Origin of the sequence: Pseudovibrio exalbescens, from assembly GCF_028737195.1 — a bacterium.
In the GTDB taxonomy this organism is placed as follows: Bacteria; Pseudomonadota; Alphaproteobacteria; order Rhizobiales; family Stappiaceae; genus Pseudovibrio; species Pseudovibrio zosterae.
The window spans coordinates 716,521-741,274 of sequence record NZ_JAQZAJ010000001.1; the positions used below are offsets into that span (position 1 = coordinate 716,521).

Here is a 24,754-nt window from a genome sequence, read left to right on the forward strand (position 1 = left end):
TCAAGCCTGTAATCCAACTCGTTCCAAATTTAGTGTCAACGCTCAGACACAATTTACATTTAGCCTCTCATATTACGTTACGTAACGTGCGTTATACCAAGAGGACCTACCTGATGACACTCGCCAAGGATTTCCCGGAGCCCTCGCCTGAAGCCTCTCTCGCTGATCTTCCTGCCGTGTCGCGGTCTCGCACAACATCTCTTCGCCCCTCCTCAACGCACCGGTCCGGGCGCTACTCGGAACTCATGGCATATGAATGTCAGCTTGAGGAGCGACTTGCAGCCATGAAACGGCTCATTGCCGCGCACAGACCCGACACCAGTTCGCAGGCGTTAAGCCTGCTGCGCCAATGGTTTCCTGAATCAACGCTCCAGGAGCGTATCAGCGTTATCCATCCCAAAGCTGACTAAAAGATCAGCAATCCGCTCCATGATCCGATCCCTGTAGCCAGCGCGTGAGGTAAATGACGGTTGCGTCACTCAACGTTTGACTTATATCGGCTCGATACGTATATAAGCGATATATCGAACCGATACATATACTCGTTTTGAGTTTAATCGCGGCTAACCACCCAGCATGGTCATCAACAGGATCGATCCTTCATGAGTACACGGAAATTCTGCCTCTCTATCCTGATGAAGGGTGAAACGACAGGTTACGATCTTCGCAAACGCTCCAAGGACGGCCTGCATCGCTACTTCACTGATGCCAGTTATGGTTCGATTTATCCGTGCTTGAACAAGCTTGAAGCCGAGGGTCTTGTCACTTCTCGGGAAGAAACTGCTCCCGGCAAGCCTTCACGAAAAGTCTACACCATCACTGACAAGGGGCGGCTTGCGTTCTGTGAGGAGCTGCAACAACCTCCCTATGACGACACGTATCGCTCCCCATTCTTGTTTACCGCTCTGCACGCGGCGCACCTTTCTCCCGAGTTCCTTTCTGGGCGCATAGATATGCGCATCGAAGAACTCCAAAATAGAATTTCCGCCCTAGAGGCCGAACTGGAAGTCTGCACCCATCCTGCTGGCTGCTGGACGTTGCGTATGGGCATTGCAACGCTCACTGCCGGCCTGAAGTACATCGAAGACAATCGCTCCGAATTGGAAGCCCTGCCTCAAGCGTCCTCCCAAACGCCCGCGCAGGCTGCCGAGTAACTCGAAAAGACAAAGTCATGGCTATCCGTTTTTCATATATTTTGGCCGCAGGGATCGCTGGAGGGATCGCCCTCTGGATGAGTTCGGGCTCCGTGGTTATCGGCGGGCAAGGCGAGAACGATCAATCTGTCCCACCTCCTGCAACCCGAATTTCTGCCGAAAACGAGGAAACGTTTTCCGTTCGTGTCGCCAAGTTTCACAGCCAGATGCGTGAGGCCTATCTTGAGCTGCGCGGACGCACCGAGGCAGACGCCAAGGTTGAGGTTCGGGCTGAAACCACGGCGCGTGTCGCAAAGCGCCCGGTGAAAGAAGGTCAGCAGGTCAAACCGGGTGATCTTTTGTGCGTTCTGGACCGTGGAGCACGCGAGGCCCGCGTTCTGCAGGCGAACGCGTTGCTGGCTCAAGCGCAGCTGGATTTTGAAGCCGCCGACCAGCTTTCAGGCAAGGGCTTTGCCGCCAACAATCGCGTCGCAGCTCTGAAGGCTGCCCGTGATGCGGCTCAGGCCGAATTGCGCGAGGCAGAGATCGAACTGGAGCGAACCGAGATCCGTTCTCCGGTTGAAGGCGTGGTCGAAAGCCCCATGGTTGAAATGGGAACGATCCTGACTGCGGGACAGACCTGCGCGACGGTTGTCGATCCCAATCCGATGCTTGCAATCGGCACCATCTCCGAAACCAACATTGGCAAGGTCTACATCGGTCAGCCCGCTGAGGTGAAACTGGTTACGGGGCAGAGTGTCAGAGGCACCGTTCGCTACATTGCGCCTTCCGCCGACCCTGACACCCGGACATTCCGTGTTGAAGTTCTGATCCCCAATGAGGATGCCAAGGTTCTGGATGGCGTCACCGCCCTCACCCGCCTCAAGCTGGCGGCGCAGAAGGCGCATTTCATGAGCCCGGCCTATCTGACATTGAACGACAGCGGCATTGTTGGCCTGCGGGGCGTGGACGAGAACAACCGCGTCGTGTTCTACCCTGTGGAAGTCATCGGCGGTGATCGCGACGGCGTGTGGCTCACCGGCCTTCCCGACACGGCGACCATCATCGTTGTGGGGCAGGATTACGTGAGCGCAGGCAAACAGGTAGACCCTGTATTTGAAAGCTTGGAGGTAAACTGATGACTTCCATGCTTGAAGCCATATTGAACCGGCCTCGAACCGTGCTCACCCTCATGGTGGTCATGGTTGTGGCTGGCATCATGTCTTATATCAACGTGCCCAAAGAGGCCGCGCCTGATATCGACGTGCCGTTCTTCTATGTATCCATCGGTCAGCAGGGCATTTCTCCAGAAGATGCGAACCGGCTCATCGTGAAGCCCATGGAGACGGAACTGCGCGGCCTTGAGGGCTTGAAGGAGATCACCACCATTGCCAGTGAGGGCCATGTGGGTGTGCTTCTTGAGTTCGACATCAGCTTTGACAAGGACAAGGCGCTGGCGGACATTCGCGACAAGGTGGATCAGGCCAAGGCCAACATCCCAGAAGACGCGGATGAACCGACGATCTTCCCGCAGAACATGGCGCTCCAGCCAGTCCTTTATGTGACCCTTTCCGGAGACGTGCCCGAGCGCGCCCTGTTTCGCACGGCGCGCCGCCTTCAGGATGTGATCGAGGCCATTCCGACGGTCAAGGAAGCCAACATGAAGGGCCACCGCGAGGAACTCCTCGAAGTGGTCATCGATACACTCAAGATGGAAGCCTATGAGGTTTCTCAGTCCGAGTTGATCCGCGCCTTGACCCAGAACAACCAGCTCATTCCCGCAGGGTTCATTGATGGGGGTTCAGGCCGGTTCAACATCAAGGTGCCCGGGCTGGTGGAGACGTCGGAAGATGTGTTTTCCCTCCCGCTCAAGCAATCTGGTGAAAGCGTCGTCACACTTGGCGACATTGCCACTATTAAGCGCACCTTCAAGGACGCTTCGGAGTTCACGCTGGTAAACGGTGAGCGCGCAATCACCCTGGAGGTGGTCAAGCGGATCGGTGAGAACATCATCGAAAACAACTCAGCCGTAACCGCGGCGGTTCAGGCCGCGACCAAGGACCTGCCGGAGTCCGTCAAGGTCAATCTGATGTTGGACGAATCCGACAACATCTATCAGATCCTCGGCTCGTTGCAGTCCTCCATCATGACCGCTGTCATGCTGGTCATGGTGATTGTGGTGGCCGCGCTGGGTCTGAAATCCGCTCTGCTAGTTGGCCTATCCATTCCAACGTCCTTCATGACCGGCTTCTTGATCCTGTCTTCGCTCGGCATGACAGTGAACACCATGGTCATGTTCGGCCTTGTGCTCACCGTTGGGATGCTGGTGGATGGTGCCATCGTGATGGTGGAGTATGCGGACCGAAAGACCGCCGAGGGCATGCCGCCAAAGCAGGCCTACATTCGCGCCTCCAAGCTGATGTTCTGGCCCATCGTTTCGTCCACCGCCACCACGCTGGCGGCCTTCCTGCCCATGCTGTTGTGGCCGGGGGTTTCCGGTGAGTTCATGAGCTACTTGCCGATCATGGTGATTATCGTTCTGTCTGCGTCCCTGCTGACGGCAATGGTGTTCCTGCCGGTGACGGGGGGTGTGATCGCTGGTGTCTCGGCTTTCCTTGGTCGTCATGCGGAATGGGTCATGACCCCCATGGTGTTGGCGGCCGTTGGCCTGGTGGTTTCCACTTTGCCGGTACTGACAGCAACGCTTGGCTCCCTCGCGCTTGTCGCGGGCATTGGTGCTGCTCTTGTTTTGGCCCTTCCCGTCTTCCGTGTCATGCGCAGGCTTGCGGACATCTCCCGCAGCCGGACGGAAAAACGCCGCATTGAGGAGTTGGAGGCAGCGCGCGCTTTCTCAGGTGAAGGCAGTTTCGACCCGAAGCAGGTCAAGGGCTTCACGGGCATCTATGTGCGCACCCTGAAGCTTCTGGCGGGGAACGTGATTGGCTCCACGCTCACGATCATTGCCATGGTCGGGCTGTGTGCCGGGATTCTATTCAGCTTCATGGCCAACAGCACAGGCGTTCAGTTCTTTGTTGATGAAGAAGCAGAACGCGCCACTGTGTTTGTCTCGGGCCGAGGCAACATGTCGGCCATGGAGTCGCTTGATCTGGTTCGAGATGTAAACGACATCGTCCTTGCCATTCCGGGCATTGAGAATGCGGTGGCAACTGCGTTTCCGAGCGGCGGCAGTGGCAGCGTGGGCGGCAGCGACATCCCAGTCGACCTGATTGGCCGTCTGGACTTGGAGTTCACCGACTTTTGTTGTCGCCGTACAAGCGTTGAGATCTTCGAGGACATTCGCAAACAGACCTCCTCGCTGGCAGGCATCCGGGTTGAAACCCGCGCTCAAGAGGGAGGCCCACCAACAGGCAAGGATATTCGGCTGCAGGTCACGTCCAACGACTATGACGCAGTCGTTGCCGCAGTTGGGCGCATTCGCAACCACGTAGACCAGATGGAAGGCCTGCTCGATCAAGAGGATGGTCGTCCCCTGCCCGGCATTGAATGGTCGCTTGATATCGACCGCGAACAAGCCGCCCGCTACCGTGCTGACATCTCGGCGGTTGGGGCCATGGTACAGCTTGTGACGAACGGCGTTCTCATCGGCAAGTACCGCCCGTCTGACGCGGAGGATGAAGTTGATATCCGTGTGCGCCTTCCTGAAGAAGAGCGGACGTTGGACCGGTTTGACGCCCTCCGCTTGCAAACGGACTTGGGCATTGTACCTCTGGCCAACTTCGTGGACCGTACACCGCAGCAGAAAGTGTCCACCATCACCCGGCGTGATGGCCTTTATGCGATGGACGTGAAGGCCTCGGTTGATCAGGCTGCTGGCTTCCTCGTGGATGACAAGGTGAAGGAGCTTCAGGCCTGGCTCGACAGCCAATCCTTCCCAGAGGGGGTCTTCCTGAAGTTCCGAGGTGCAGATGAGGAGCAGAAGGAATCCGGTGCCTTCCTCATGCAAGCCATGATCGGCTCGCTGTTCCTGATGTTCATCATTCTGGTCACTCAGTACAACAGCTTCTACCAGAGTGTTCTCACGCTCTCCACGGTGGTTCTGTCCGTCTTTGGCGTGCTGCTTGGCATGCTGGTTACCGGGCAAAAGTTCTCGATCATCATGACGGGTACGGGCGTCGTGGCGCTGGCCGGTATCGTGGTGAACAACGCCATTGTTCTCATCGATACCTATAACCGCCTGCGCTCGGACGGCGTTGAGCCGATGGATGCGATCCTGCAGACCTCTGCCCAGCGCTTGCGCCCCGTGTTGCTGACAACGATCACCACCATCGCCGGTCTGATCCCGATGGCAACGCAGTTGAACTTCGACTTCTTCAGTCAGGTGACCACTTATGGCGGCACAACAGCGGTGTGGTGGGTGCAGCTTTCAACGGCGATCATTGCAGGTCTGGGGTTCTCCACCCTGCTCACCCTCATCATGATCCCGGTCATGCTGGCTCTGCCAAACGTGTGGTGGAATTTCATCTCCAGTCTTACCAGCAAACGGAGCAGCAGCGCACCGGATGCTACAGACGGGATGGACGCTACAACAGCAGGTCTGGCAATGAGTGGCAAGACCAAGGTTGATGACGTTCAGATCGCTGCGGAATAATCTGCGAACGGCGTCAGCGCCTCTATCAAACAAAAATGCCGGGGCACTGCCCCGGCATTTTTATTGGGTCTTGCGAACAAGACAAAACTCTCTAGCTCAAGCTAGACGCCTTTGAAGATGTGACCCTCAGGCCTTGTCTTCGGTGTCCTGAAGAGCGGCTGCGGCGGCCTCTGCATCTTCTCGCATGTGCTTTCGGAAGGACCGGAAGGCAAATGGAATGGATGCCAGATAGCCCAGGGTGACCACCGTCATTGTTTCGAACGGGAAGCTCAACAGCAGCGCGACAAGCGCAACGAACACCACGAACAGTGGTAACACCCATTCGCGCCGTACACGGGTACCAAACTGCTTGCCGGAATACGATGGCAGCTGGCTCACCATCAAAAAGCCTATGAGCAGCGCATAGAGACCGACCGGCGTTGCCAGTTCCTCATAGTGCGGCATGCCAAGGCGCTCGATGTAGAGCGGCAAAAGCACGATGATGGCTCCGGCAGGTGACGGCACGCCGGTGAAGAACTTTCCGGCCCATTTGGGCTTTTCCTCATCCAGCGCCACATTGAAGCGTGCCAAACGCAGCGCGCAGCATATGGCGTAGATCATGGCCGCGATCCAGCCAAGCGATCTGGCCTCATCCAGCATCCAGGCATAAAGGATGATGGCAGGTGCCACGCCGAAGTTGACAAAGTCCGACAGTGAATCCAGCTCCGCCCCGAACCGGGACGTGCCCTTCACCATGCGCGCAACGCGACCATCAAGGCCATCGAGGACAGCAGCGAGGATGATGGCTCCCATCGCAAATTCCCAGCGCGCTTCAAAAGCCATCCGAATGGCTGTCAGGCCCGCACATAGCGCCAGCAGTGTCACCACGTTTGGCAAGATCATGCGCACGGGAACCTTTTGAAAGCGCCGAGTTCTTTTCTTTTTGTTCTCAACTGACCCACCCGGGTCATATGGAGGAAATGGAGCCGTCACCCTTGTCTACCTCTTACGAGTATCGCGTTACGACATCGTTCTTTTCTGTGCTGTTCAGGTCGGCAATGATGCTTTCACCGGCAATCATCGTCTGGCCCAAAGCGACTGACGGCTGCGTACCATATGGCATGTAAACGTCAAGGCGAGACCCAAAGCGAATGAGGCCAAAACGGTCACCTGCTGAAATTGTCTCACCTTCTTTCACGAAACACACAATACGGCGCGCCACCAGTCCGGCGATTTGCACAACGCCGATGCGGGCGTTTTCGTTTTCGATGACGATGCCGTTGCGCTCGTTGTGTTCGCTGGCCTTGTCCAGTTCCGCATTCAGGAACTTGCCCGCCTTGTACGCGACGCGGGTAATCCGGCCAGCCATTGGCGCACGGTTCACGTGACAGTTAAACACGTTCATGAAGATGCATACGCGCATCAGCGGCTCTTCGCCCATGTCCAACTCACGCGGTGGCACGGCAGGGCCGATCAAGCACACCGTACCGTCCGCAGGCGATACGATCAAACCGTCGCGAACAGGCGTCACGCGTGGCGGATCACGGAAGAAGTAGCAAACCCACGCCGTCAGGATCAAACCAATCCAGAACAACGGTGACCAGAACCAACCCAGGATCAGCGTCGCCACCCCAGCAATGGCGATAAATGGATACCCTTCCCGGTGGATCGGGACAAAGGTCTTGGAAATCGTGTCCGCAAGAGACATAGCACACCCTTTAGCTGTCAGTGCGTCTTGGCCAGTTGCAGCTGTCCCCACCCCGAGAAACAGCCACTGGCACAAGGCGTCATAGAGTGTCTTGTCTTACCCTTCAACTGGAAGTGATTCAATTGCGCTTTCTTCGGCTGTTTTTCCCTTGAGAATGAAACCCTCGTCTTGTTTGCGCATGGCTTCCAGTCTGGCTTCGGCTTCATCCACTTCGCGCTGGCGCGCCCACATGGAGGCATAGAGGCCGTCTTGAGCCAGCAGTTCTGCATGGGTGCCCTGCTCAACGGCAACGCCTGCCTTCAGGACAAGGATGAGATCGGCATTCACCACCGTCGACAAACGGTGAGCGATCACCAGCGTTGTCCGGTTTTTTGACACCAGATCGAGAGCTGACTGGATCTCCTGTTCCGTATGCGTATCAAGGGCAGATGTTGCCTCATCCAGCACCAGAATTGGCGGTGCCTTCAAAATGGTGCGGGCAATGGCAACGCGCTGTTTCTCGCCGCCAGAAAGTTTCAGGCCGCGCTCACCTACCTGACTGTTGTAACCCTCTGGCAGGCTTTCAATAAACCCGTCAATCTGCGCCAGACGCGCTGCTTCCCGCACCTCGTCATCTGTCGCGTCAGGGCGGCCATAGCGAATGTTGTAGGCAATGGTGTCGTTAAACAGCACCGTGTCTTGAGGAACCATGCCAATCTTGTGGCGCAAGGAGCTTTGAGTCACGTCGCGCACATCCACCCCATCAATGGTGATGGCCCCGCCGGTCACATCATAGAAACGGAACAGCAGCCGCGAGATGGTGCTTTTGCCTGCCCCGGACGGACCGACAATGGCAATGGTCTTGCCAGCGGGCACTTCAAAGCTCACACCATGGAGCACCTTTCGGGCTTCATCATAGTGGAAGTGAACATCTTCAAACCGAATGACGCCCTGCTTGATCTCAACCGGCTTGGCGTTTTCCTTGTCCTGAATCTCGGGCTCCACACCCAACACATCGAACATGGCTTCAAGGTCGGCAATGCCCTGCCGGATTTCGCGGTAGATAAAGCCGATGAAGTTCAGGGGCATGGCCAGCTGCATCAGCAATGCGTTGATCATGACGAAGTCGCCAATGGTCTGCTCGCCCGCCTGAATGGCCCGCGCCGACATTGCCATACAAACCGCCATGCCGATGCCCAGGATCAGAGCCTGACCAAAGTTCAGCCAAGCCAGAGACGTCCACGTCTTGATGGCCGCTTTTTCATAGCCTGCCATGGCATTATCGAACCGCGTGCGTTCCATGCCTTCGTTTCCGAAGTACTTGACCGTTTCAAAGTTCAGCAAGCTGTCCACGGCTTTGGTGTTGGCATCCGTGTCCGCTTCATTCATGTCGCGGCGAATTTGAATGCGCTTGTTGGAGGCTTTCACGGTGTAAAGCACATAGGCCACCACCGTTGCCGCAACCACGACCACATAGAGGAAACCGAACTGGAACCAGATCACCACCGCCATGAAGGCGAATTCGATTACCGTCGGTACGCCGTTGAGGATCGTAAAGCGCACGATGCCCTCGATGCCCTTGACACCGCGGTCGATCACCCGTGTCAGCCCGCCGGTGCGGCGTCCCAAATGGTAGCGCAAAGACAAGGCGTGGAGGTGCTGGAAGGTCAGGTTTGCAAGTTCACGAACCGCATGAAGCCCCACCCCGGAAAAGATGGCATCGCGGTACTGGTTGAACGCCACGGCCAGAATTCTGGCGGCCTGATAGGCCAGTACGAGCATCACTGGTGCAATCAGCACCTCTGGCAGCCAAGAGGGCAAGTCACTCTGATTATTCAAGGAATCTGTTGCCCACCCAAAGAAGTAGGGCGAGAACACCGTGACGATCTTTGCAATGATCAAGGCCACCATTGCGATGACCACCTGCTTTTTCAAGTCCGGTCTGTCGGAGGGCCACATGTAGGGCCAAAGGGCTTTCAGCGTATTGAACAGACCGCTGTCATCGGCATCCAGTTTGGGATTCATGCTCCGCTTTGAAGGCGCGGACTTGTTCTGAGGTGAGGCTGTCATGCCTGTGCCTTTTCATTGCTAGGATCAGCGGGGACGAACCAAGGAGGGCAATGGCGTTTCAACCGCATCTGATCTGATCAGGGTTTCCGTCGGCCACGGAAAGCGTAAGCGCTGCAATCAAGAAGATCGATTGGTTCAGGGCCCTTTTCTCAAGGCTTCGATCCTCATGGGTACAGCTCCAGGCGCTCTTTCCAAAACAAGGCCAGTCGTCCTGAATTAGTGTGTCTGGGCGAAATTAACAGGCCCGGATTGGCCCAAAATTCAAGAATTTTTTCGAAAACCCATTGGTTTACAACAGTTCAAATAAAGAGATTCCAAGCCACACTCAAGCATCCTACGAAAAAGCGCTGCCCGTTGTTCGCGGACAGCGCCTTGTCTTCCTGCTTCATGGCGCAGATTAGTTGGTTTCTTCCTGCCAGTTCAAATCACTCTCTGGCAGCACAAACACCTGACCCGGATAAATAAGGTCGGGGTTGCGAATTTGGCGATCGTTTGCCTGATAAATCGTGGTGTATCTAAAGCCATCGCCGTAGACACGGCGGGAAATGGTCCAGAGGTTGTCTCCCTTGCGAATGATCACATTCGGCAGTTCGCCCACGCCCGCTTCAATGGTTGCGCCTGCCGCGCCGGAAGCGGTGCCAGAGGCAACGGCCAGCAGCGGCTGCAAGATCACCTTGTCGTCGGTCTTGGCAAAGGTCACCTCGGCACGGGCGACCACCTCGCCCTCACTGCCCTTTACCTGATCGGCGCGTACCTCAACATTTCCGGTGGCAACGTCACGGGCACCTTCCACCAGCCAGCGGCCGTTCTTGTCCGTTGTCACTTCGCCAATCAGGTCTTCACCCACATAGACGCGGACCTTCGATCCCGGAGCGCCTTCACCGGCCACATAAACTTTTCCGTCCTGAGACTCCACCGCTTCAACGCGCAGGTTGCCGTCTGATACCGCAGCGCCGCCTGTGGGCGCGGCAGAGGCCACTTGCTGGTCCGCCTCTGAAGCGGGCTGAGCATCGGCCTCAAGCCCGTCTCCTGAGGTTTGCGTTTGCGGCGCAACTGCAGCGGTCTGAGTGTCTGCTTCAGGCAGTTGCAGCACGGTGGACGGTCCATCCGGATCGTTCAGCACCACCAGCACTTCGCCGCCCTGCTCTTTTGGAATGGAAACGGCAATGCGCTGCTTTGAGACTGACTTTTCCTGGGTTGTCTCATTGGTCGCTTCAAGGCTCACATCGTGGTTGCCTGGCGGGAGCGGTTTGTCCAGCACAATGGCAAACTCGCCGTTTGCATTGGCAACGCCCCGGCCCACAATCTTGCCATCAGCCACCACAACGACAACCGCACCGGCTTCCGTGCGTCCCGCTACAACGGCATCGCCCGTGGGCTCAACGCGCATCACGTCAAATGTTGGCGTGTTGTCAATCTCAACCGGTGCGGCCTGAACAGGCGCTTCCGGTTCGCTTGGGGTTTCTTGCGGATCCAGCGCGGCAACCTGCGTTTCATCTGCGTTGCCTGCAGCTTTTTCCTCATCCGTTCCAACGCCGCCAGACTGCTGGCCGCTGCCGCGAACCGGCGTTACCAGAGTGCCATCGCCTGATGCGGTCTGTTGTGAGGATGAGCCAGTGTTCAGCACATATACGCCAACACCAATGGCCGCCACGGCCACGAGTGCAGCCGTCCCCAATAGCCAGTTCATCCCTTTGTTTGCCATTTTATCCGTTCGCTCCTACTGTCGCGACCTTTCGCACCAACGGCGCGGTGGTTTGCGCCTGTTTTGGCATCTTTTCCGCTATCTCTCAATATCTTAAACAATATCGCGCGTTTTCGCATCATTGTGCGCGATATTTATATTTAACATCACGTCCAAAATGCTAGATTTGGCGGATGATCCTCATCAACCCCAAGCGACTCCCATAAAAATACAGGCACCTGAAGCAATATGAGTGAACTAAATACCATCTGTGTGTACTGCGGCTCCGGCGAAGGAACCAATCCTGCCTATGCAAAAGCTGCAGAAGCCCTTGGCCGCCTTCTTGCTGAGAACAACATTCGTCTCGTCTATGGTGGCGGTTCCATTGGTCTTATGGGCATCGTTGCACGAAGCGTGCTTGAACATGGTGGCAGTGTTACCGGAGTTATCCCTGAGTTCCTCAAGAACCGTGAGGTGATGCTAACGGAAGCCCATGATCTGATCGTCACACAGGACATGCATGAGCGCAAACGGATCATGTTTGAAAAGGCCGATGCGTTCATCGCCTTACCGGGGGGCATTGGCACCTTGGAAGAGCTGGTGGAGATGCTGACCTGGGCGCAGCTTGGGCAGCACCAGAAGCCGGTCCTTTTAGCAAACATCGACGGTTTCTGGGAACCGCTGAAGACCCTGTTGCAGCACATGCAGCAGGAGAAGTTCATCCGCGAAGAAATGGAAGTGCGTTACGAAGTCACCGATGACATGGAAAACGCCATTCCGCTGCTGCGTGCCTCCATTCAAAAGCCGGTCCTGCACAAGGACAAGGCGGTTGGTACCATCGCGGACTACTAATAGTCGGGTCTAAAAAACCAAGCGAACAGCCGGACACGCTCCGGCTGTTTGTTTTTGTGGCTTCAGCGCGCCCTACCGGGCTGCCCGCCGTTTGCGATAGCCATAGACGCTGTCGATGGTGAAGATCGCCAGCGCACACCAGATGACCGCGAAACTCAGGAAGCGCTCCCAGCTCAGCGGCTCGTTCCACACCCAGACAGCCAGAATGAACTGAAGCGAAGGCGCAACGTACTGCATGAAGCCGATGTAAGTGAGTGGCAATCTGCGCGCGCCATAGGCAAACAGGGTCAGTGGCACGGCGGTCACAAGGCCGGTTCCGATCAACGCAACAAGCAACCATGGGTCGTCATGGGGCACCACGTTCATGCCGATGCTGCCAAAATACGCCAAGCCAAACAACGCCACCGGCGTTGCAATCAGCACCTCGCCCAACTGCCCGGACAGCGCCCCCACCGGCGTTCTCTTGCGCACCAGACCATAGAGCGCGAAGGAGATCGCCAGATAAAGCGAAATCCACGGAAAAATTCCGAGCAGGAACGTCTGATAGAGCACAGCCAGAAGCGAGATGGCCAGTGCCAGTACCTGCCCTTTTGAAAGCCTTTCTTTCAAAAACACAACGCCCAGCGCCACGCTCACCAACGGATTGATGAAATAGCCAAGACTGGCGTCCAGAATGCGGTCAGCTTCAACCGAATAGATGAACACAAGCCAGTTTGTGGTCACCAGCAGGGTCGCCAGACACACCATGAAGAAGGTGCGTTTACTGGCAACGATTTCCCGCAGCTGGTGCAGTTTGCCCACAAGCGCCAGATAGCCGCCGACAAACAACACCGAACCAAGAATGCGATAGCAAATGACGATGGCCGCCGGCACTTCCGCTGTCAGCTTGTAGTAACCGGGCACCACGCCCCACAACAAATAGGCCCCAAAAGCAGACAGGAGCCCCAGCTTGAAGGCCTGGGCCTCATCTGTCGTGATGCTTAGTTGAGATTGCGCCATGACCGGTCTCCACGACAGACCAAGAGCGCTTCAAAAAGCGCTTCAGGCTTTCGCTTGTTCAGTTTTGAAGATGATATAGCGCACGGAATCGACGAGCGCTTGAAACGAAGCGTCGACAATATTGCTGGACACTCCCACTGTAAACCAGCGGTGTCCGGTCTCCTTGTTCATGCTTTCGATCAAGACCCGTGTAACAGCGCCCGTACCACCATCGAGGATACGCACTTTGTAGTCGATCAGTTCCAGATTGGTTATCATGGCCTGATAGCGTCCCAAGTCCTTGCGCAAGGCAAGATCAAGCGCGTTTACAGGGCCGTTACCTTCGGCAACGGACATGAACGTTTCGCCGTCTACATCTACCTTCACGACAGCTTCTGACACTGTCACCTGCTCGCCCAGCGCGTTGTAGCGCCGCTCAACGCCAGTGCGGAATGAAATCACGTTGAAGAAGTCCGGCACAGAATACAACCGGCGACGTGCCAGCAACTCGAAGGATGCATCGGCTGCCTCATAGGAGTAACCGCGGGCTTCCAGCTCTTTCACCTCGGCCAACAGCGTATCGAGGCGCGGATCGTTCTTGTCCGCTTCCACCCCAAGACGCTTCAACTCGCCCAACAGGTTGGACTTGCCCGCCTGATCGGAGACCAACACGCGGCGCTGGTTGCCGATCATTTCCGGCGGCACGTGCTCGTAGGTTTCCGGCTCCTTCAAAAGCGCAGATGCATGAATACCGGCTTTGGTCGCAAAGGCGCTCCGGCCCACATAAGGCGCATGAATGTTGGAAGATCGATTCAGGATCTCATCAAAAGCTCTTGAAATTGCAGTCAATTCTCTCAGAGCGCCTTCTGTGACACTGATCTCGAACGTCTCCATGAATGGCGACTTCATCATCAAGGTCGGGATCAGCGTGACAAGGTTGGCGTTGCCGCAGCGCTCGCCAATCCCGTTCAGTGTTCCCTGGATCTGGCGCACCCCGGCGCGAACAGCGGCCAGCGAGTTGGCCACCGCATGGCCCGTATCATCGTGGGCATGGATCCCCAAGTGTGTACCTGGTACGGCTTCCTGAACGGCCTTGACGATGGAGGCAACTTCTTCAGGCAGCGTGCCGCCATTTGTGTCACACAAAACGACCCATCGGGCACCAGCATCATAGGCGGCCTTGGCACAGGCCAGAGCGAACGCCGGGTTCGCCTTGAAGCCATCAAAGAAGTGCTCACAGTCAACGAGCGCTTCTTTGCCAGCCTCAAGTGCGGCCTTCACGCTTTCACTAATGCCTTGAAGGTTTTCCTCATTGGTGGAGTTGAGTGCCACCTTCACGTGATAGTCCCAGCTTTTTGCCACATAGCAGATCGCGTCCGACTGGCTTTGCAGCAGCATCTGGACGCCCGGATCGTTGGCGGCTGAGCGTCCTGCCCGCTTGGTCATGCCAAAGGCGGTAAACTTGGCCTTTTCTGTGCGTTTCTTCTCGAAGAACTGGGTGTCGGTCGGGTTTGCTCCCGGATACCCGCCCTCCACGTAGTCGACACCAAGCCGTTCCAGGAGGCCTGCGATGGCGATTTTCTCGTCAACGGAGAAGTCGATGCCCGAAGTTTGCGCCCCGTCGCGCAAGGTTGTGTCAAATAGGTAGAGCCGTTCTTTGGCCATCTGTTCTTGTTCCCGACTGGATTTCTGGAAGGCCAGCGCCACAGGTCTTGCCTTCTTTTGCGAAGGTCTTGCGTCCCATGATTGGCGCTGGCTGTCGTTTGTTGCGTGTTTACTTCACTTCCCAGGTGGTTTCGATCTCACCTGTTTCCTTGTTTTTCTGATCCTTCAGAATAATGCCTTCGGCTGCCAGCTCATCACGAATGCGATCTGACTCGGCAAAATCCTTGTTCTTGCGCGCCTCAAGACGCAGAGCAATTTGTTCTTCAACACGCGCTTGAAGCGCAGGATCAATGTTCTCCAGGGTGGATTGCTCCTCCCTCGTTTGAGCTTCCACCCAAGACTTTGGATCGAAACCAAGGAAAGCAAGGCTGTCTGCCAGCTGCTGAGCAGCTTCCTTGTCGCCGGACCGAGCATTGCGAGCCAGCTTGTGCATGGCGGCAAAGGCGCGCGGCGTGTTCAGGTCATCCGTCAAGCCCATCACCACTTCGTTCTCGGGCTTGGGATCGCTGTTCTGCACCACACCCAACTTGATGAACAGGTCGGTCCAACGCTTGATCTGCTTTTCCGCTTCCACAAGCCCTTTCTCGGTAAAGTCGAAGGGCTGGCGGTACTGGGTCTGCAGCAGTGTGTAACGGATCGCTTCACCGGACCATTTGCGCCCGCCAAAGTTCTCGCTCTCCAGCAGCTCATGAACCGTGTAGAAGTTGCCAAGAGACTTGGACATCTTCTCACCTTCCACCTGAAGGAAGCCGTTGTGCATCCAAACGTTCGCCATCACCGGCGTGCCATGGGCACAACGTGACTGAGCAATTTCGTTCTCATGGTGCGGGAACGTCAGATCGATGCCGCCGCCATGAATATCGAAAACGGTACCCAGGTGCTTTGCAGACATGGCAGAACATTCGATGTGCCAGCCCGGACGCCCCGGCCGCTCGATGCCGCATGGGCTGTCCCAGCCCGGTTCGCCCTCACCGGCAGGCTTCCAGAGCACGAAGTCGGTCGGGTCCTTCTTGTAGGTCGCCACTTCCACCCGGGCACCAGCAATCATCTCATCCAGAGAACGCCCGGAGAGTTTGCCGTAGTCTTCCATGCTGGGCACGTTGAACAGCACATGGTCGTCCGCAACGTAGGCATGGCCCTTCTCAACGAGCGTTTCGATGATCTGTTTCATCTCCTCGATGTGCTCGGTGGCGCGTGGTTCGATATCAGGGGACTGCGCGCCCAATGCTGCCATGTCATCATGAAACTGCTGAGCCGTGGTTTCGGTCAGCTCGCGGATCGTGATGCCCTCTTCGGCAGCGCGGGCGTTAATCTTGTCGTCAACGTCGGTGATGTTGCGTGCATAAGTGACATGCTCCTTGCCGTAAATCAGGCGAAGAAGGCGTGCCAGCACGTCAAACACAACCACAGGACGGGCATTGCCCACATGCGCGTAGTCGTAAACGGTCGGACCACACACATACATGCGCACGTTCTTCTCATCGATCGGTACGAACTCTTCCTTCGTACGCGTGAGGGTATTGGTGAGCATCAATTTGTGCTGAGCGCTCATGAATGTGGATCTCCTGGCCGGCTGGCCGGGACGTCCATCTCACATGTCAAGGCAGGAAGGAACGGCCACAGCCAGCGATTTCGCTAGCTGCAAATAATGGTGATGAAAGAAGAAATGTGCATCGCCGTTTTCATGACCTTGCTTTTCGCTGATTGTTGCGTACAGGTCAAGGTGCTGCAAACAATCCTCACTAAAGTTTCTATAGTTAATTTTATCTTTGGCTTTGAGGGGCAGCTTTAATCGTATTGCTGTTTTAAACAACTAGGAAGCCGCCGCTCGTGACCTCCCTGCGCACTCATCTATGCATATCCGCTGCGCTGATTGCTCTGACCAGCACCACTGCTCTTGCGGAAGAAGTCAATAAAAAACAATTTGTTGACCCGCTTGGATTGCATGACGGTGGCGCTATCGTGGCACTCACGCAAGACAACACGCCGCCAGACACCACCGGTTCCATTGTCGTGCCGGAAGAGGAAGTGTCTGCGCAGCAGCCAGCACCGGCCGCATCCGCAAAACCACGAATCGAACCGCCGTCAAAGCAACCCGCAGAGGTTGAAAACCAGCGCGAAGAGCCGAAAGCGGAGCCCATCGCGGCGCGCAAACCGTTCAGCTCATCTGTTTTCCGCAGTTTTTTGAAGAGTTCAAAGAAATTTGAAGAGAGCAAGCGCGAGCAGCTCGAGGACTTTTACAGCGACCATCGCTACAAGCCGCAATGGACAGAAGCGAGCGGTCTGTCCGCGGCTGGCAAGGAGCTTCTGAGCGCCGTACGCAACGCCTCTTCTCACGGCCTTCGTGCCGAGGATTACCTGCCCCACAGCTATGTGGCACAGACCAATTCATTTGCTGGCTGGCCCGCACAAGAACAGGTCGAGCTGGACCTGACACTGGCCTATCTGCAGTTCGCTGGCGATCTGGCTGCCGGCGCGGTCAAACCGTCACGCACGGGCGACGATATCTACCTTCAGCCCACACGGCCCAGCAATGAGGATCTGTTTGAGCGCCTTGAAAAGGCCAGCTCCATTTCCGCTTTGCTGCACGCGCTCCAGCCACAAGATCCATCCTACGCCCTGCTGCAAAAAGAGCTCAAGCGCTACCGAGATCTGGCCAAGACCAAAAAGCTGGTGCGCGTACCGAGTGGCCCGACCTTGCGCGCTGGCGATGCGGACAGCCGCGTGGAAACCATCAAGCAACGTCTTGCGCAGGAGGGTTACTACACCGGCTCTCTGGCAACCCAGGACCGCCAGTATGACGGCGACGTTGTAGAAGCCGTAAAGGCATTTCAGCGCGCCAACGGACTAGCTGCGGACGGCGTTGTTGGCCGCAACACACTTGCGGTGATGAATACCTCCATCGACGATCGTGTGCGGCAGATTGAGGCCAATCTGGAGCGCCTGCGTTGGTATGACTATCAGGCAAGCGGTCGCTTTGTGGATGTTAACATCGCTTCCCAGATGCTGCGCATTGTCGAGAACGGTCGCACCGTGCATTCAACCCGCGTGGTGGTGGGCAAGCCGAAGTACAAAACGCCGATCTTTTCCCACCGCATCTCCTATGCGGAGGTAAACCCTACTTGGACCATTCCCCGTTCCATCGCGCTCAAGACCTATCTGCCACGCCTGCAGAAGGATCCTGTTGCGGTCATGCGGCAAGGCATTCGCGTGTTCCATGGCAACCGGGAGATTGATCCGCGCAGCATCATCTGGTCCACGGTACAGCCGCGGTTCTTCAACTTCACCTTGCAGCAGCGCCCCGGCGCGAACAACGCGCTTGGCGGCGTGAAGTACATGTTCCCGAACCGCCATGCCATTTACCTGCATGACACGCCCTCCAAGCATCTGTTCAGCCGCTCAAGCCGGGCGCTGAGCCATGGCTGCATCCGCGTGGAAGATCCGTTCGCTTTCGGTGAGAAGCTGTTCTCGACAGATGGCTGGACGCAGGACCGATTTGCTCAGCTGCGTCAGCGCACGCAGGACCCACAGCGCATCAACCTGTCTCAGAAGGTGCCTGTACACCTGCGCTACTTCACGGCGTTCATCGGCGAAGATGGCAAAGTTCAATTCCGTCATGACATCTATGGCCATGACAAGGGCCTGATCGAAGCCCTGTCTGCTCAGAATTATCCATATTCCTGAGGCATTTAGAAACATGAACGGTTTCTGAATGCAGCGCTCAGCAACGCTTCAGACCGCAAAGCCTATTGTCTCCTCATCACCGGCACACAGGGTGCTGGCCATGAGGAGACAAACAAATGACACGGATGTTGATTGGTGCTTTCACCCTCGCAACGCTGATCTCTAGCCCAGTTGTTGTATTTGCCGCCGTCAAGCTGACCGTTGGCGCTTAAGGCCACAAAGACCGCCCTTTCAGTCCTCCAGATGATCTGCACATTTTTGTGCTGGCTGGTCACCCCAAGGCATGATGGGCACCGTGGACGTTGAGTTCTTCGGGCTGCCTTCCACCAGCTTGTCGGAGTAGACCAGATAGACAAGCGTGTTCCGCTTGGCGTCGCATCCGCGCACGATGCGCATTTTCTTGAAGAACAGGCTGCGGCTTTCGCGGTACATTTCATCGCCCTGTTCAAACTTCTCGGTAAACTCGACAGGGCCAACCTGACGGCACGCCAGCGAGATGTCGGAGACTTCCTCCGCTACGCCGATAAGGCCGCTGAACCCGCCCTTTTCCGGCACCGTAAAGTGACAGGCCACGCCCTTGACGATGGGGTCATCGATGGCATAGGTCGCCAGCTTGTGATCTGGGCTCAAGAATTTCCAGACTGTCGATTTCTTGAAAATGAGATCCGGTTCCTGAGCCAGTGCCGGGGCGGCCAACAGGCTCAGCGCGAGTGAAATCGCAGCGATAATCTTCATAAAAGCCTCGTTCCGTAAAATACACGCAAGTTTGATATAAGAGACCTATGCCACAACGCCAAAGAGAAACGGCCTATAAAATCCGTGCTACTTTACTTTTGCTGGCCGAAGGACAAAATATCGGCAGCGTTATGGTGCTCTAACACGACGCAGTTCCACAAACAGAGTATTTGATAAAAACCATCATGTTGTTCGGCAAACCCGCTACCGTCCTGTTCACCGCCCTCGTTTCCAGTGCCCTTGCCGTTGGAGCCGTTCACGCGCGCCCACAGGCCTGCACCAGTCTGGAAGCGGAGTTCATTCGCCTGAGCAACGAAGCCAGCGGGGCGCCACGGAGCGCCATCCTTGCTGATTCCTATGAGCAGCAGCTGGAAGCCATGCGCCTGACACGGCAGCAGGCCCAGCGTCTTGGCTGCGGCGGCCAGTTTGCCCCCCAGCAGCAGTGTGATGCCCTTGCTTCGCGCCTGTCGCACATGCAGGCCAATCTGGACTTCCTTCAGGACGAGCGCTCGCGCAGCATCCGCGCAGGCAGCGTTCATGAGCGTCTTGCTGCTGTCCGCCAGTCCCTGATGGACCTGAATTGCGGTGGTGGCGGTCCGTCCATTCAGCAACCTGTTCAGCCGGTTTATGGCAGCACCATCGAGCCCGGCGTTCCCACACCGCCCGGAGGTGTTCAGCAGGCCCCCGTCTACGGCAGCGTCCCGAACGACAACCGCCCCACCTACATGCGCCCTGATGTGCAGCCGCTCAGCCCGCAGCCGAGCCGCTCCTCAGCGACGATCAACCAGAACGGGGCCGCGAGCTACACCAGTTACTGCGTGCGCACGTGTGACGGCTATTACTTCCCTGTAAGCAGCAGCACACCGCAGCAGTACCTCAACGAAGATGCAGCGCTGTGTTCCTCCATGTGTCCGGGTACCGAGACCCAGCTTTACGTTCATCTGCAAGGGGAAGGTATTGAGCAGTTGCGCACGCCGCAAGGTGCGCCCTACACCGCCTTGCCAACGGCCTATCAGTTCAAGAACGGCACCGCCCCTTCCTGTTCCTGTCAGGGCGGCATGGAGCTGCCCCAATCAAACAGCATTGAAGAAGCGTCCCTGCCCGCGCTTGATGGCGTTTCCGTCGCACCAGACTACTCCACAGGCGCGGTCAATCCTGCCGCTCCGAGTACACTTTATGAAGTTCAACCTAACGGTGAGATTCAAGAACTCGATCCAAACGACCTGACAACGCAGAGTCAGCAAGATGAAGTTGTGATTCAAGAAGAACCTGCGGCCTCGGAAGAAGCCGCAGCACAAACAAAAACGGTGCAGAGCGAACGCCCTGCACCGCGAAAGGTTGAACCCAAGTCAGGCCCTGTCAGACAAGTCGGTCCAAAGTTTTTTGCCGACCAATAAGCGGCAGCATGCTCTTCAGGTCTGGCCCGTGGGACAGACCTGTGAGCGCCTGACGCAGTGGCATGAACAGGCCCTTGCCCTTGCGGCCGGTCTTGTCCTTCACCGCCTTGGTCCAGGTGCCCCAGGTGGTTTCATCCCACGGCTCTTCTGGCAGCAGTTCTTTTGCTTCTGCGATGAATGCGCGGTCTTCCTCAGCAATCACTGGCGTAATCTGGCCATAGGCGATCGGGGTCCACTCCGTCACATCCTTGATGGAAGAGCAGTTTTCTTTCACCGCATTCCAGAAGGCTTCACTTGCCTCAATGCCCAGTGTTTCAAGACGCCCTTTGACTTCTGCAAATGGCAGTGAATGCACAATCTTGGCAGACAGGTGCCCCACATCTTCCGGGTCGAACTTGGCGGCTGACTTGGAAATGCCGGTGAAGTCGATCATCTCGGCGAGCGCTTCCAGATTGGCCGCCGGTTCCACGGCGTGAGAGGTGCCGGTCAGGACGGCGAGCGAGCAGACGGCCATTGGCTCGTAGCCTGCTTCGCGCAGAGAGCTGATGGACAATGCGCCGGAGCGCTTGGACAGCCCCTCACCACTTGCTGTCGTCAAAAGGTTATGGTGGCCGAAAAACGGCACAGCCGCGCCCAGAGCTTCAAAAATTGCAATCTGAACGCCGGTATTGGCCACATGGTCTTCCCCACGGATCACGTGAGTAACCCCCATATCCGCGTCATCCACGATGGAAGGCAGCGTGTATAGGTAAGTCCCATCGCCGCGGATCAGCACCGGATCAGAAAGCGAAGCCAAGTCCACGGTCTGGCGGCCACGGATCACATCATCCCAGTGCACTTCAGTCCGCTGAAAGGTGAACGGATCGCCTTCCGGGTGGTTTGGCAGCTTGAAACGCCAATGGGGCGTGCGGCCTTCTTCCTTGAACTTTTCCAGCTGCTCATCGGTGTACTTCAGGCCCGCGCGGTCATAAATCGGTGGCTTGCCGAGCGCCCGGGCACGGTTACGGCGACGTTCCAGCTCATCGGCGGTTTCATAGCACGGATACAAGAGCCCGGCTTCTTTCAGCTTTTCAGCTGCCGCATCGTAGAGCGCAAAGCGCTCGGACTGCTTTTCAACGCGGTCTGGCTTGATGCCTAGCCACGCCAGATCCTCGCTGATGGACTGGGCGAACTCTTCTGTCGAACGCTCCCGGTCGGTATCATCAAAACGCAGGATGAAAGATCCACCTTGCTTTTGAGCATAAAGCCAATTGAAGAGTGCTGGACGCACGTTACCGATGTGAATTCGGCCGGTTGGCGATGGTGCAAAGCGGACGGTTACAGTCATGATCTGTCCTTGTCTTAAGGAAACGAAATTGATGCTCTTCCGGTAGCCTGTTGCCCTTCAAGGGTCAACCGTTTGACGGCATGCCGGGTGCGCCATGCGCAAGAAACCTGCGGGTTTTGTGACAGCAGTGAAGTGCCCGTAAAGTAAATCATGACGATATGTTATAGGTCCCAAATGCCAACGCCCAAGTGACGCTCCAGTTCAAGCATCCACCCGCCTTCAATATACTCTTATTGATCGCACCCAACGTAGACGATGTTTTTAATTAGAATTGAAGACAATCCATTAGCGAAACAGTTAGTTCAGCTGAGACATTCGACTTTATTGAGAGACTAACTACTTTCAAAACTACCAATTGCAAACGTCTTCACGGCTAGAAGTTGCGAATGACGTGCAAAGAAACAATTTTCAACACGAAAATCAGGCGCATTGCGTGGATGCTACCATGTAGAAAGGAAGAAAATCACCAAAACCAATGTGATAGTAAAAAATTGAATTTTCACTTTGGAGATGCTCTGGCTTCCCCGCACTAGACATCCTACGCACCCTCGCTTATAACGCACGAAAATTCACACTGAAATTCAAACTGCCTATGCGTGTTGTTAATGTTCAATAGGGCGAGTCAAGGCTTCCGGCCTGACATAGAAGGCTTGCGAGGCCTTGCTGTTCTTCTTGTAATTCTTTTTCACTTCAACCTATTGGGCTTACAAGCAGGCTTCATCGGCGTAGATGTTTTTTTTGTCATCTCCGGTTTCCTGATGACACAAATTATACTCAATCCCAAATTTGAGTGGAACCGCTCAGGTATTCTGTCTTTCTACAGAAAACGTTTTTGGCGCTTAGCTCCATCCTACTATGTGGTGTTACTAGCAATTCTGGGCCTCATCTATGCATTTCCTTGGCAATTCGATTTTGACAAGTTATCCACTGGACTACTTTACTCTACAATATACGCCTACAATATCGTAGCCCCTTCTGACACTGGGTATTTTGGCACTGAAGCTATCAATAATCCGATACTACACCTCTGGTCTCTAGGAGTGGAAGTTCAATTCTACCTAGTATGGCCAATTGTACTTCTGCTAATAAAAGGTAAAAGCTATAGGACAAAAATTATATCTCTTGTAGCAATTACTGTAATATCACTTATCTTGTCACAGGTTCTGGTTATTAAGGATCCTGAAGTTGCTTATTTTTTATTATTTAGTCGTCTGTGGCAGTTTTGTTTCGGTGCTTTGGCCGCACTTTTAATTACCAAAGAAGGCCTCCGGTTTCCAAAACGAACCAAAACGCTTGTGCAAACAATCTCTTTGACATTCATAGTAGGTTCTGCATGGATCGCGCCTAAAACGGAATGGCCTAGCATATATGCTACGATACCGACCATCGCCACTGCAACAATAATTATATTCGGAAGTAGCCAAGCTACCAATTCAGCCTCTGCCCTCTCCCTACCTCCATTACGTTGGCTTGGCAAAATTTCATACAGCCTGTACCTCATACACTGGCCTATGGTTGTTTTAGGAAACGCAACCTTCGAGACCTACAACGAGAATACAGCAATCAGGATCGGCTTTGTTGTAGCCTCCCTGTTCGTTTCTGTTTTACTATTCCATCTTATAGAAAAACGAATGCGGGCATTAGGGCTTCGTGAAACGAAATTAGGTTTCTTGGCAGCTCCAGCTTGCGCTGCAACTATAGTTATCTCTGGGGCTGTGGTCCTGAAGTACGAGCAGCTAAACTCAGCAATTCTAAATGACAAATTTGTAGAGCTTAAACGGCTCGAGTCTGCTTATTACGAAGTCCGTCAGAATTCTTGCCATAACGGCGACAGAAAACCGTGCCTATTTGGCGATATTGAATCTGATAAAACGGTTTTAGTTTGGGGAGATTCTCATGCTCGGCATTTACTTTATGGTTTGAATCAAAAATTCAAATCTGAACGGATAAAAGGTGTACTTTTTGAAAGCCCTGCCTGCGCACCTCTTATTGGAACCACGCGCACTGGTAGTGCTATGGATTCTAGAACCTGCAGCGCAAACAACACGAGCGCATTTGACTATGTTAAGTCAAAAAAAGACATCTATCTGATTGTTCTCGCTGCAAGGTGGTCTTTATACAGTAGCAACAATGGTCTTCTATATGACGACAAAAACAAACGTGAAGTTCCGAATTTTCTAGCAGCATTGCAAGATACTATAACCGACCTGAACAGCTTTGGGCATAAGGTGCTTTTTGTGACACAAGCACCACAATTCCCATCCTCAAAAGAACACAAAAAATGTAAACTGGCCTACATTGTTTCGAAGAATGATCTTGAACCGAGCCAATGCCAAATATCTGCTCAGAGTATCAAAAAACAGCTCAGTCTAGATCATATAATCTCAGAAGAATTTATTGATTCTAGAAACAATAAAATTCTTGATTTGAAAGATGCTTTCTGTTCTGGCAGCAAATGCTTTGCTATCCATGAGGGAACCCCTCTGTATCACGATTATAATCACCTAAACACTGTAGGTTCGGAATATGCAGCAGAAAAGCTATTTTCTGGAATCTGAAGGTTATCAAAATGATCTTACAGTTAAAACCATTGGCATGGCTTGAACCAGTTACCAAAGAAACGCTGGCGTATCATCTAAACTAAGCGCTTAGGCTCAGAAGGTGAACTCATACCGGATCACGCCATTATTGTTATCTCCTATAATAAATTAAGTTTCGCATATGTTTGTATTGCACCAAGAAAGCAACTTTATTTAGAAAAAGACACAAGACTTTTGTGCAGAGGCATTTTCTCTAGGCCAAAAGCGATGAGAAAAGGTTGCTATATGCTACATCCACAACCCGCAGGACTAGTAGAGGGCCTGCTCCACAAAGGCTTGCTTACAACTACAAACCCCTTCAAGCTGCTCCTAGCAGCAAGAAAGCCGGAGAGAGGTTCACTCTATCCGGCTTTC

The 24,754-nt window shown here is 54.9% G+C and carries 18 protein-coding genes; 8 read left to right on the forward strand and 10 right to left on the reverse strand.

Going from position 1 to position 24,754, the window contains the following annotated elements:
* Positions 1-113 precede the first annotated feature (113 nt).
* The 4 genes from PUV47_RS03420 to PUV47_RS03435 all read left to right on the forward strand — a co-directional run bounded on the left by PUV47_RS03420 (position 114) and on the right by PUV47_RS03435 (position 5,742).
* Positions 114-410 (forward strand): hypothetical protein, encoded by a 297-nt coding sequence (locus PUV47_RS03420; RefSeq protein WP_274217042.1) that lies wholly within the window; start codon positions 114-116, stop codon positions 408-410.
* Between the two features lie 192 nt (positions 411-602).
* On the forward strand, positions 603-1,154 hold the full coding sequence (locus tag PUV47_RS03425) for a PadR family transcriptional regulator (protein WP_274217043.1): 552 nt from the start codon (positions 603-605) through the stop codon (positions 1,152-1,154).
* 77 nt (positions 1,155-1,231) lie between these two features.
* Positions 1,232-2,272 carry an efflux RND transporter periplasmic adaptor subunit gene (locus PUV47_RS03430; protein WP_337994492.1) on the forward strand — a complete coding sequence of 347 codons (1,041 nt, stop codon included), beginning with the start codon at positions 1,232-1,234 and terminating at the stop codon, positions 2,270-2,272.
* Complete coding sequence (locus tag PUV47_RS03435) at positions 2,272-5,742, forward strand: efflux RND transporter permease subunit (protein ID WP_274217045.1); 3,471 nt, start codon at positions 2,272-2,274, stop codon at positions 5,740-5,742. The genes PUV47_RS03430 and PUV47_RS03435 overlap by 1 nt, the downstream gene beginning before the upstream one ends.
* 126 nt (positions 5,743-5,868) lie before the next feature.
* On the opposite strand, the gene pssA is transcribed toward PUV47_RS03435, so the two are convergent.
* From pssA to PUV47_RS03455, 4 genes are all read right to left on the reverse strand, one after another.
* Complete coding sequence (gene pssA, locus PUV47_RS03440) at positions 5,869-6,714, reverse strand: CDP-diacylglycerol--serine O-phosphatidyltransferase (protein ID WP_274217046.1); 846 nt, start codon at positions 6,712-6,714, stop codon at positions 5,869-5,871.
* Positions 6,715-6,727: 13 nt separating this feature from the next.
* Positions 6,728-7,429, reverse strand: a complete 702-nt coding sequence (locus tag PUV47_RS03445) for a phosphatidylserine decarboxylase (RefSeq protein ID WP_274217047.1) — start codon at positions 7,427-7,429, stop codon at positions 6,728-6,730.
* A 96-nt stretch (positions 7,430-7,525) separates the two neighbouring features.
* Positions 7,526-9,433 carry an ABCB family ABC transporter ATP-binding protein/permease gene (locus PUV47_RS03450; RefSeq protein WP_274217420.1) on the reverse strand — a complete coding sequence of 636 codons (1,908 nt, stop codon included), beginning with the start codon at positions 9,431-9,433 and terminating at the stop codon, positions 7,526-7,528.
* Positions 9,434-9,875: 442 nt separating this feature from the next.
* On the reverse strand, positions 9,876-11,183 hold the full coding sequence (locus PUV47_RS03455) for a LysM peptidoglycan-binding domain-containing protein (protein ID WP_274217048.1): 1,308 nt from the start codon (positions 11,181-11,183) through the stop codon (positions 9,876-9,878).
* 228 nt (positions 11,184-11,411) lie between these two features.
* Between PUV47_RS03455 and PUV47_RS03460 the strand changes: the two genes are divergently transcribed.
* Positions 11,412-12,014: a TIGR00730 family Rossman fold protein gene (locus tag PUV47_RS03460; protein ID WP_274217049.1), complete on the forward strand. Its 603-nt coding sequence runs from the start codon at positions 11,412-11,414 to the stop codon at positions 12,012-12,014.
* Between the two features lie 72 nt (positions 12,015-12,086).
* Here the strand turns inward: PUV47_RS03460 and rarD are convergent, their stop codons facing one another.
* The 4 genes from rarD to PUV47_RS03480 all read right to left on the reverse strand — a co-directional run bounded on the left by rarD (position 12,087) and on the right by PUV47_RS03480 (position 16,470).
* Positions 12,087-13,013, reverse strand: a complete 927-nt coding sequence (gene rarD, locus PUV47_RS03465; protein ID WP_274217051.1) for an EamA family transporter RarD — start codon at positions 13,011-13,013, stop codon at positions 12,087-12,089.
* A 42-nt stretch (positions 13,014-13,055) separates the two neighbouring features.
* Complete coding sequence (cimA, locus tag PUV47_RS03470) at positions 13,056-14,657, reverse strand: citramalate synthase (protein WP_274217052.1); 1,602 nt, start codon at positions 14,655-14,657, stop codon at positions 13,056-13,058.
* 109 nt (positions 14,658-14,766) lie between these two features.
* Positions 14,767-16,209: a cysteine--tRNA ligase gene (gene cysS, locus PUV47_RS03475; RefSeq protein ID WP_274217053.1), complete on the reverse strand. Its 1,443-nt coding sequence runs from the start codon at positions 16,207-16,209 to the stop codon at positions 14,767-14,769.
* A 39-nt stretch (positions 16,210-16,248) separates the two neighbouring features.
* Positions 16,249-16,470, reverse strand: a complete 222-nt coding sequence (locus PUV47_RS03480; protein WP_274217054.1) for a hypothetical protein — start codon at positions 16,468-16,470, stop codon at positions 16,249-16,251.
* Positions 16,471-16,487: 17 nt separating this feature from the next.
* Here PUV47_RS03480 and PUV47_RS03485 point away from each other — a divergent pair, with 17 nt between their 5' ends.
* Positions 16,488-18,341 (forward strand): L,D-transpeptidase family protein, encoded by a 1,854-nt coding sequence (locus PUV47_RS03485; RefSeq protein WP_274217055.1) that lies wholly within the window; start codon positions 16,488-16,490, stop codon positions 18,339-18,341.
* Positions 18,342-18,572: 231 nt separating this feature from the next.
* On the opposite strand, the gene PUV47_RS03490 is transcribed toward PUV47_RS03485, so the two are convergent.
* Positions 18,573-19,076 (reverse strand): CreA family protein, encoded by a 504-nt coding sequence (locus PUV47_RS03490; RefSeq protein WP_274217056.1) that lies wholly within the window; start codon positions 19,074-19,076, stop codon positions 18,573-18,575.
* 185 nt (positions 19,077-19,261) lie between these two features.
* Between PUV47_RS03490 and PUV47_RS03495 the strand changes: the two genes are divergently transcribed.
* Positions 19,262-20,473: a DUF2865 domain-containing protein gene (locus tag PUV47_RS03495; protein WP_274217057.1), complete on the forward strand. Its 1,212-nt coding sequence runs from the start codon at positions 19,262-19,264 to the stop codon at positions 20,471-20,473.
* Here the strand turns inward: PUV47_RS03495 and gltX are convergent.
* Entirely contained in the window at positions 20,436-21,800 is a 1,365-nt protein-coding gene (gene gltX / locus PUV47_RS03500) for a glutamate--tRNA ligase (protein ID WP_274217058.1), read from the reverse strand. The two genes, PUV47_RS03495 and gltX, sit on opposite strands and share 38 nt — an antisense overlap.
* Positions 21,801-22,405: 605 nt before the next feature.
* On the opposite strand from gltX, the gene PUV47_RS03505 reads away from it, so the two are divergent.
* A complete protein-coding gene (locus PUV47_RS03505) occupies positions 22,406-24,358 on the forward strand; it encodes an acyltransferase family protein (protein ID WP_274217059.1) in 1,953 nt (650 codons plus the stop codon).
* Positions 24,359-24,754: the final 396 nt, after the last annotated feature.

Bases quoted from the DNA above. Each gene is read 5' to 3' on its own strand.
- gltX (WP_274217058.1), bottom strand. From the start codon at position 21,800: ATGACTGTAACCGTCCGCTTTGCACCATCGCCAACCGGCCGAATTCAC.
- PUV47_RS03420 (WP_274217042.1), top strand. From the start codon at position 114: ATGACACTCGCCAAGGATTTCCCGGAGCCCTCGCCTGAAGCCTCTCTC.
- PUV47_RS03445 (WP_274217047.1), bottom strand. From the start codon at position 7,429: ATGTCTCTTGCGGACACGATTTCCAAGACCTTTGTCCCGATCCACCGG.
- rarD (WP_274217051.1), bottom strand. From the start codon at position 13,013: ATGGCGCAATCTCAACTAAGCATCACGACAGATGAGGCCCAGGCCTTC.
- PUV47_RS03455 (WP_274217048.1), bottom strand. From the start codon at position 11,183: ATGGCAAACAAAGGGATGAACTGGCTATTGGGGACGGCTGCACTCGTG.
- cimA (WP_274217052.1), bottom strand. From the start codon at position 14,657: ATGGCCAAAGAACGGCTCTACCTATTTGACACAACCTTGCGCGACGGG.
- PUV47_RS03450 (WP_274217420.1), bottom strand. From the start codon at position 9,433: ATGAATCCCAAACTGGATGCCGATGACAGCGGTCTGTTCAATACGCTG.
- PUV47_RS03495 (WP_274217057.1), top strand. From the start codon at position 19,262: ATGTTGTTCGGCAAACCCGCTACCGTCCTGTTCACCGCCCTCGTTTCC.
- PUV47_RS03430 (WP_337994492.1), top strand. From the start codon at position 1,232: ATGAGTTCGGGCTCCGTGGTTATCGGCGGGCAAGGCGAGAACGATCAA.
- PUV47_RS03435 (WP_274217045.1), top strand. From the start codon at position 2,272: ATGACTTCCATGCTTGAAGCCATATTGAACCGGCCTCGAACCGTGCTC.
- cysS (WP_274217053.1), bottom strand. From the start codon at position 16,209: ATGAGCGCTCAGCACAAATTGATGCTCACCAATACCCTCACGCGTACG.
- PUV47_RS03425 (WP_274217043.1), top strand. From the start codon at position 603: ATGAGTACACGGAAATTCTGCCTCTCTATCCTGATGAAGGGTGAAACG.
- PUV47_RS03490 (WP_274217056.1), bottom strand. From the start codon at position 19,076: ATGAAGATTATCGCTGCGATTTCACTCGCGCTGAGCCTGTTGGCCGCC.
- PUV47_RS03460 (WP_274217049.1), top strand. From the start codon at position 11,412: ATGAGTGAACTAAATACCATCTGTGTGTACTGCGGCTCCGGCGAAGGA.
- PUV47_RS03505 (WP_274217059.1), top strand. From the start codon at position 22,406: ATGTTCAATAGGGCGAGTCAAGGCTTCCGGCCTGACATAGAAGGCTTG.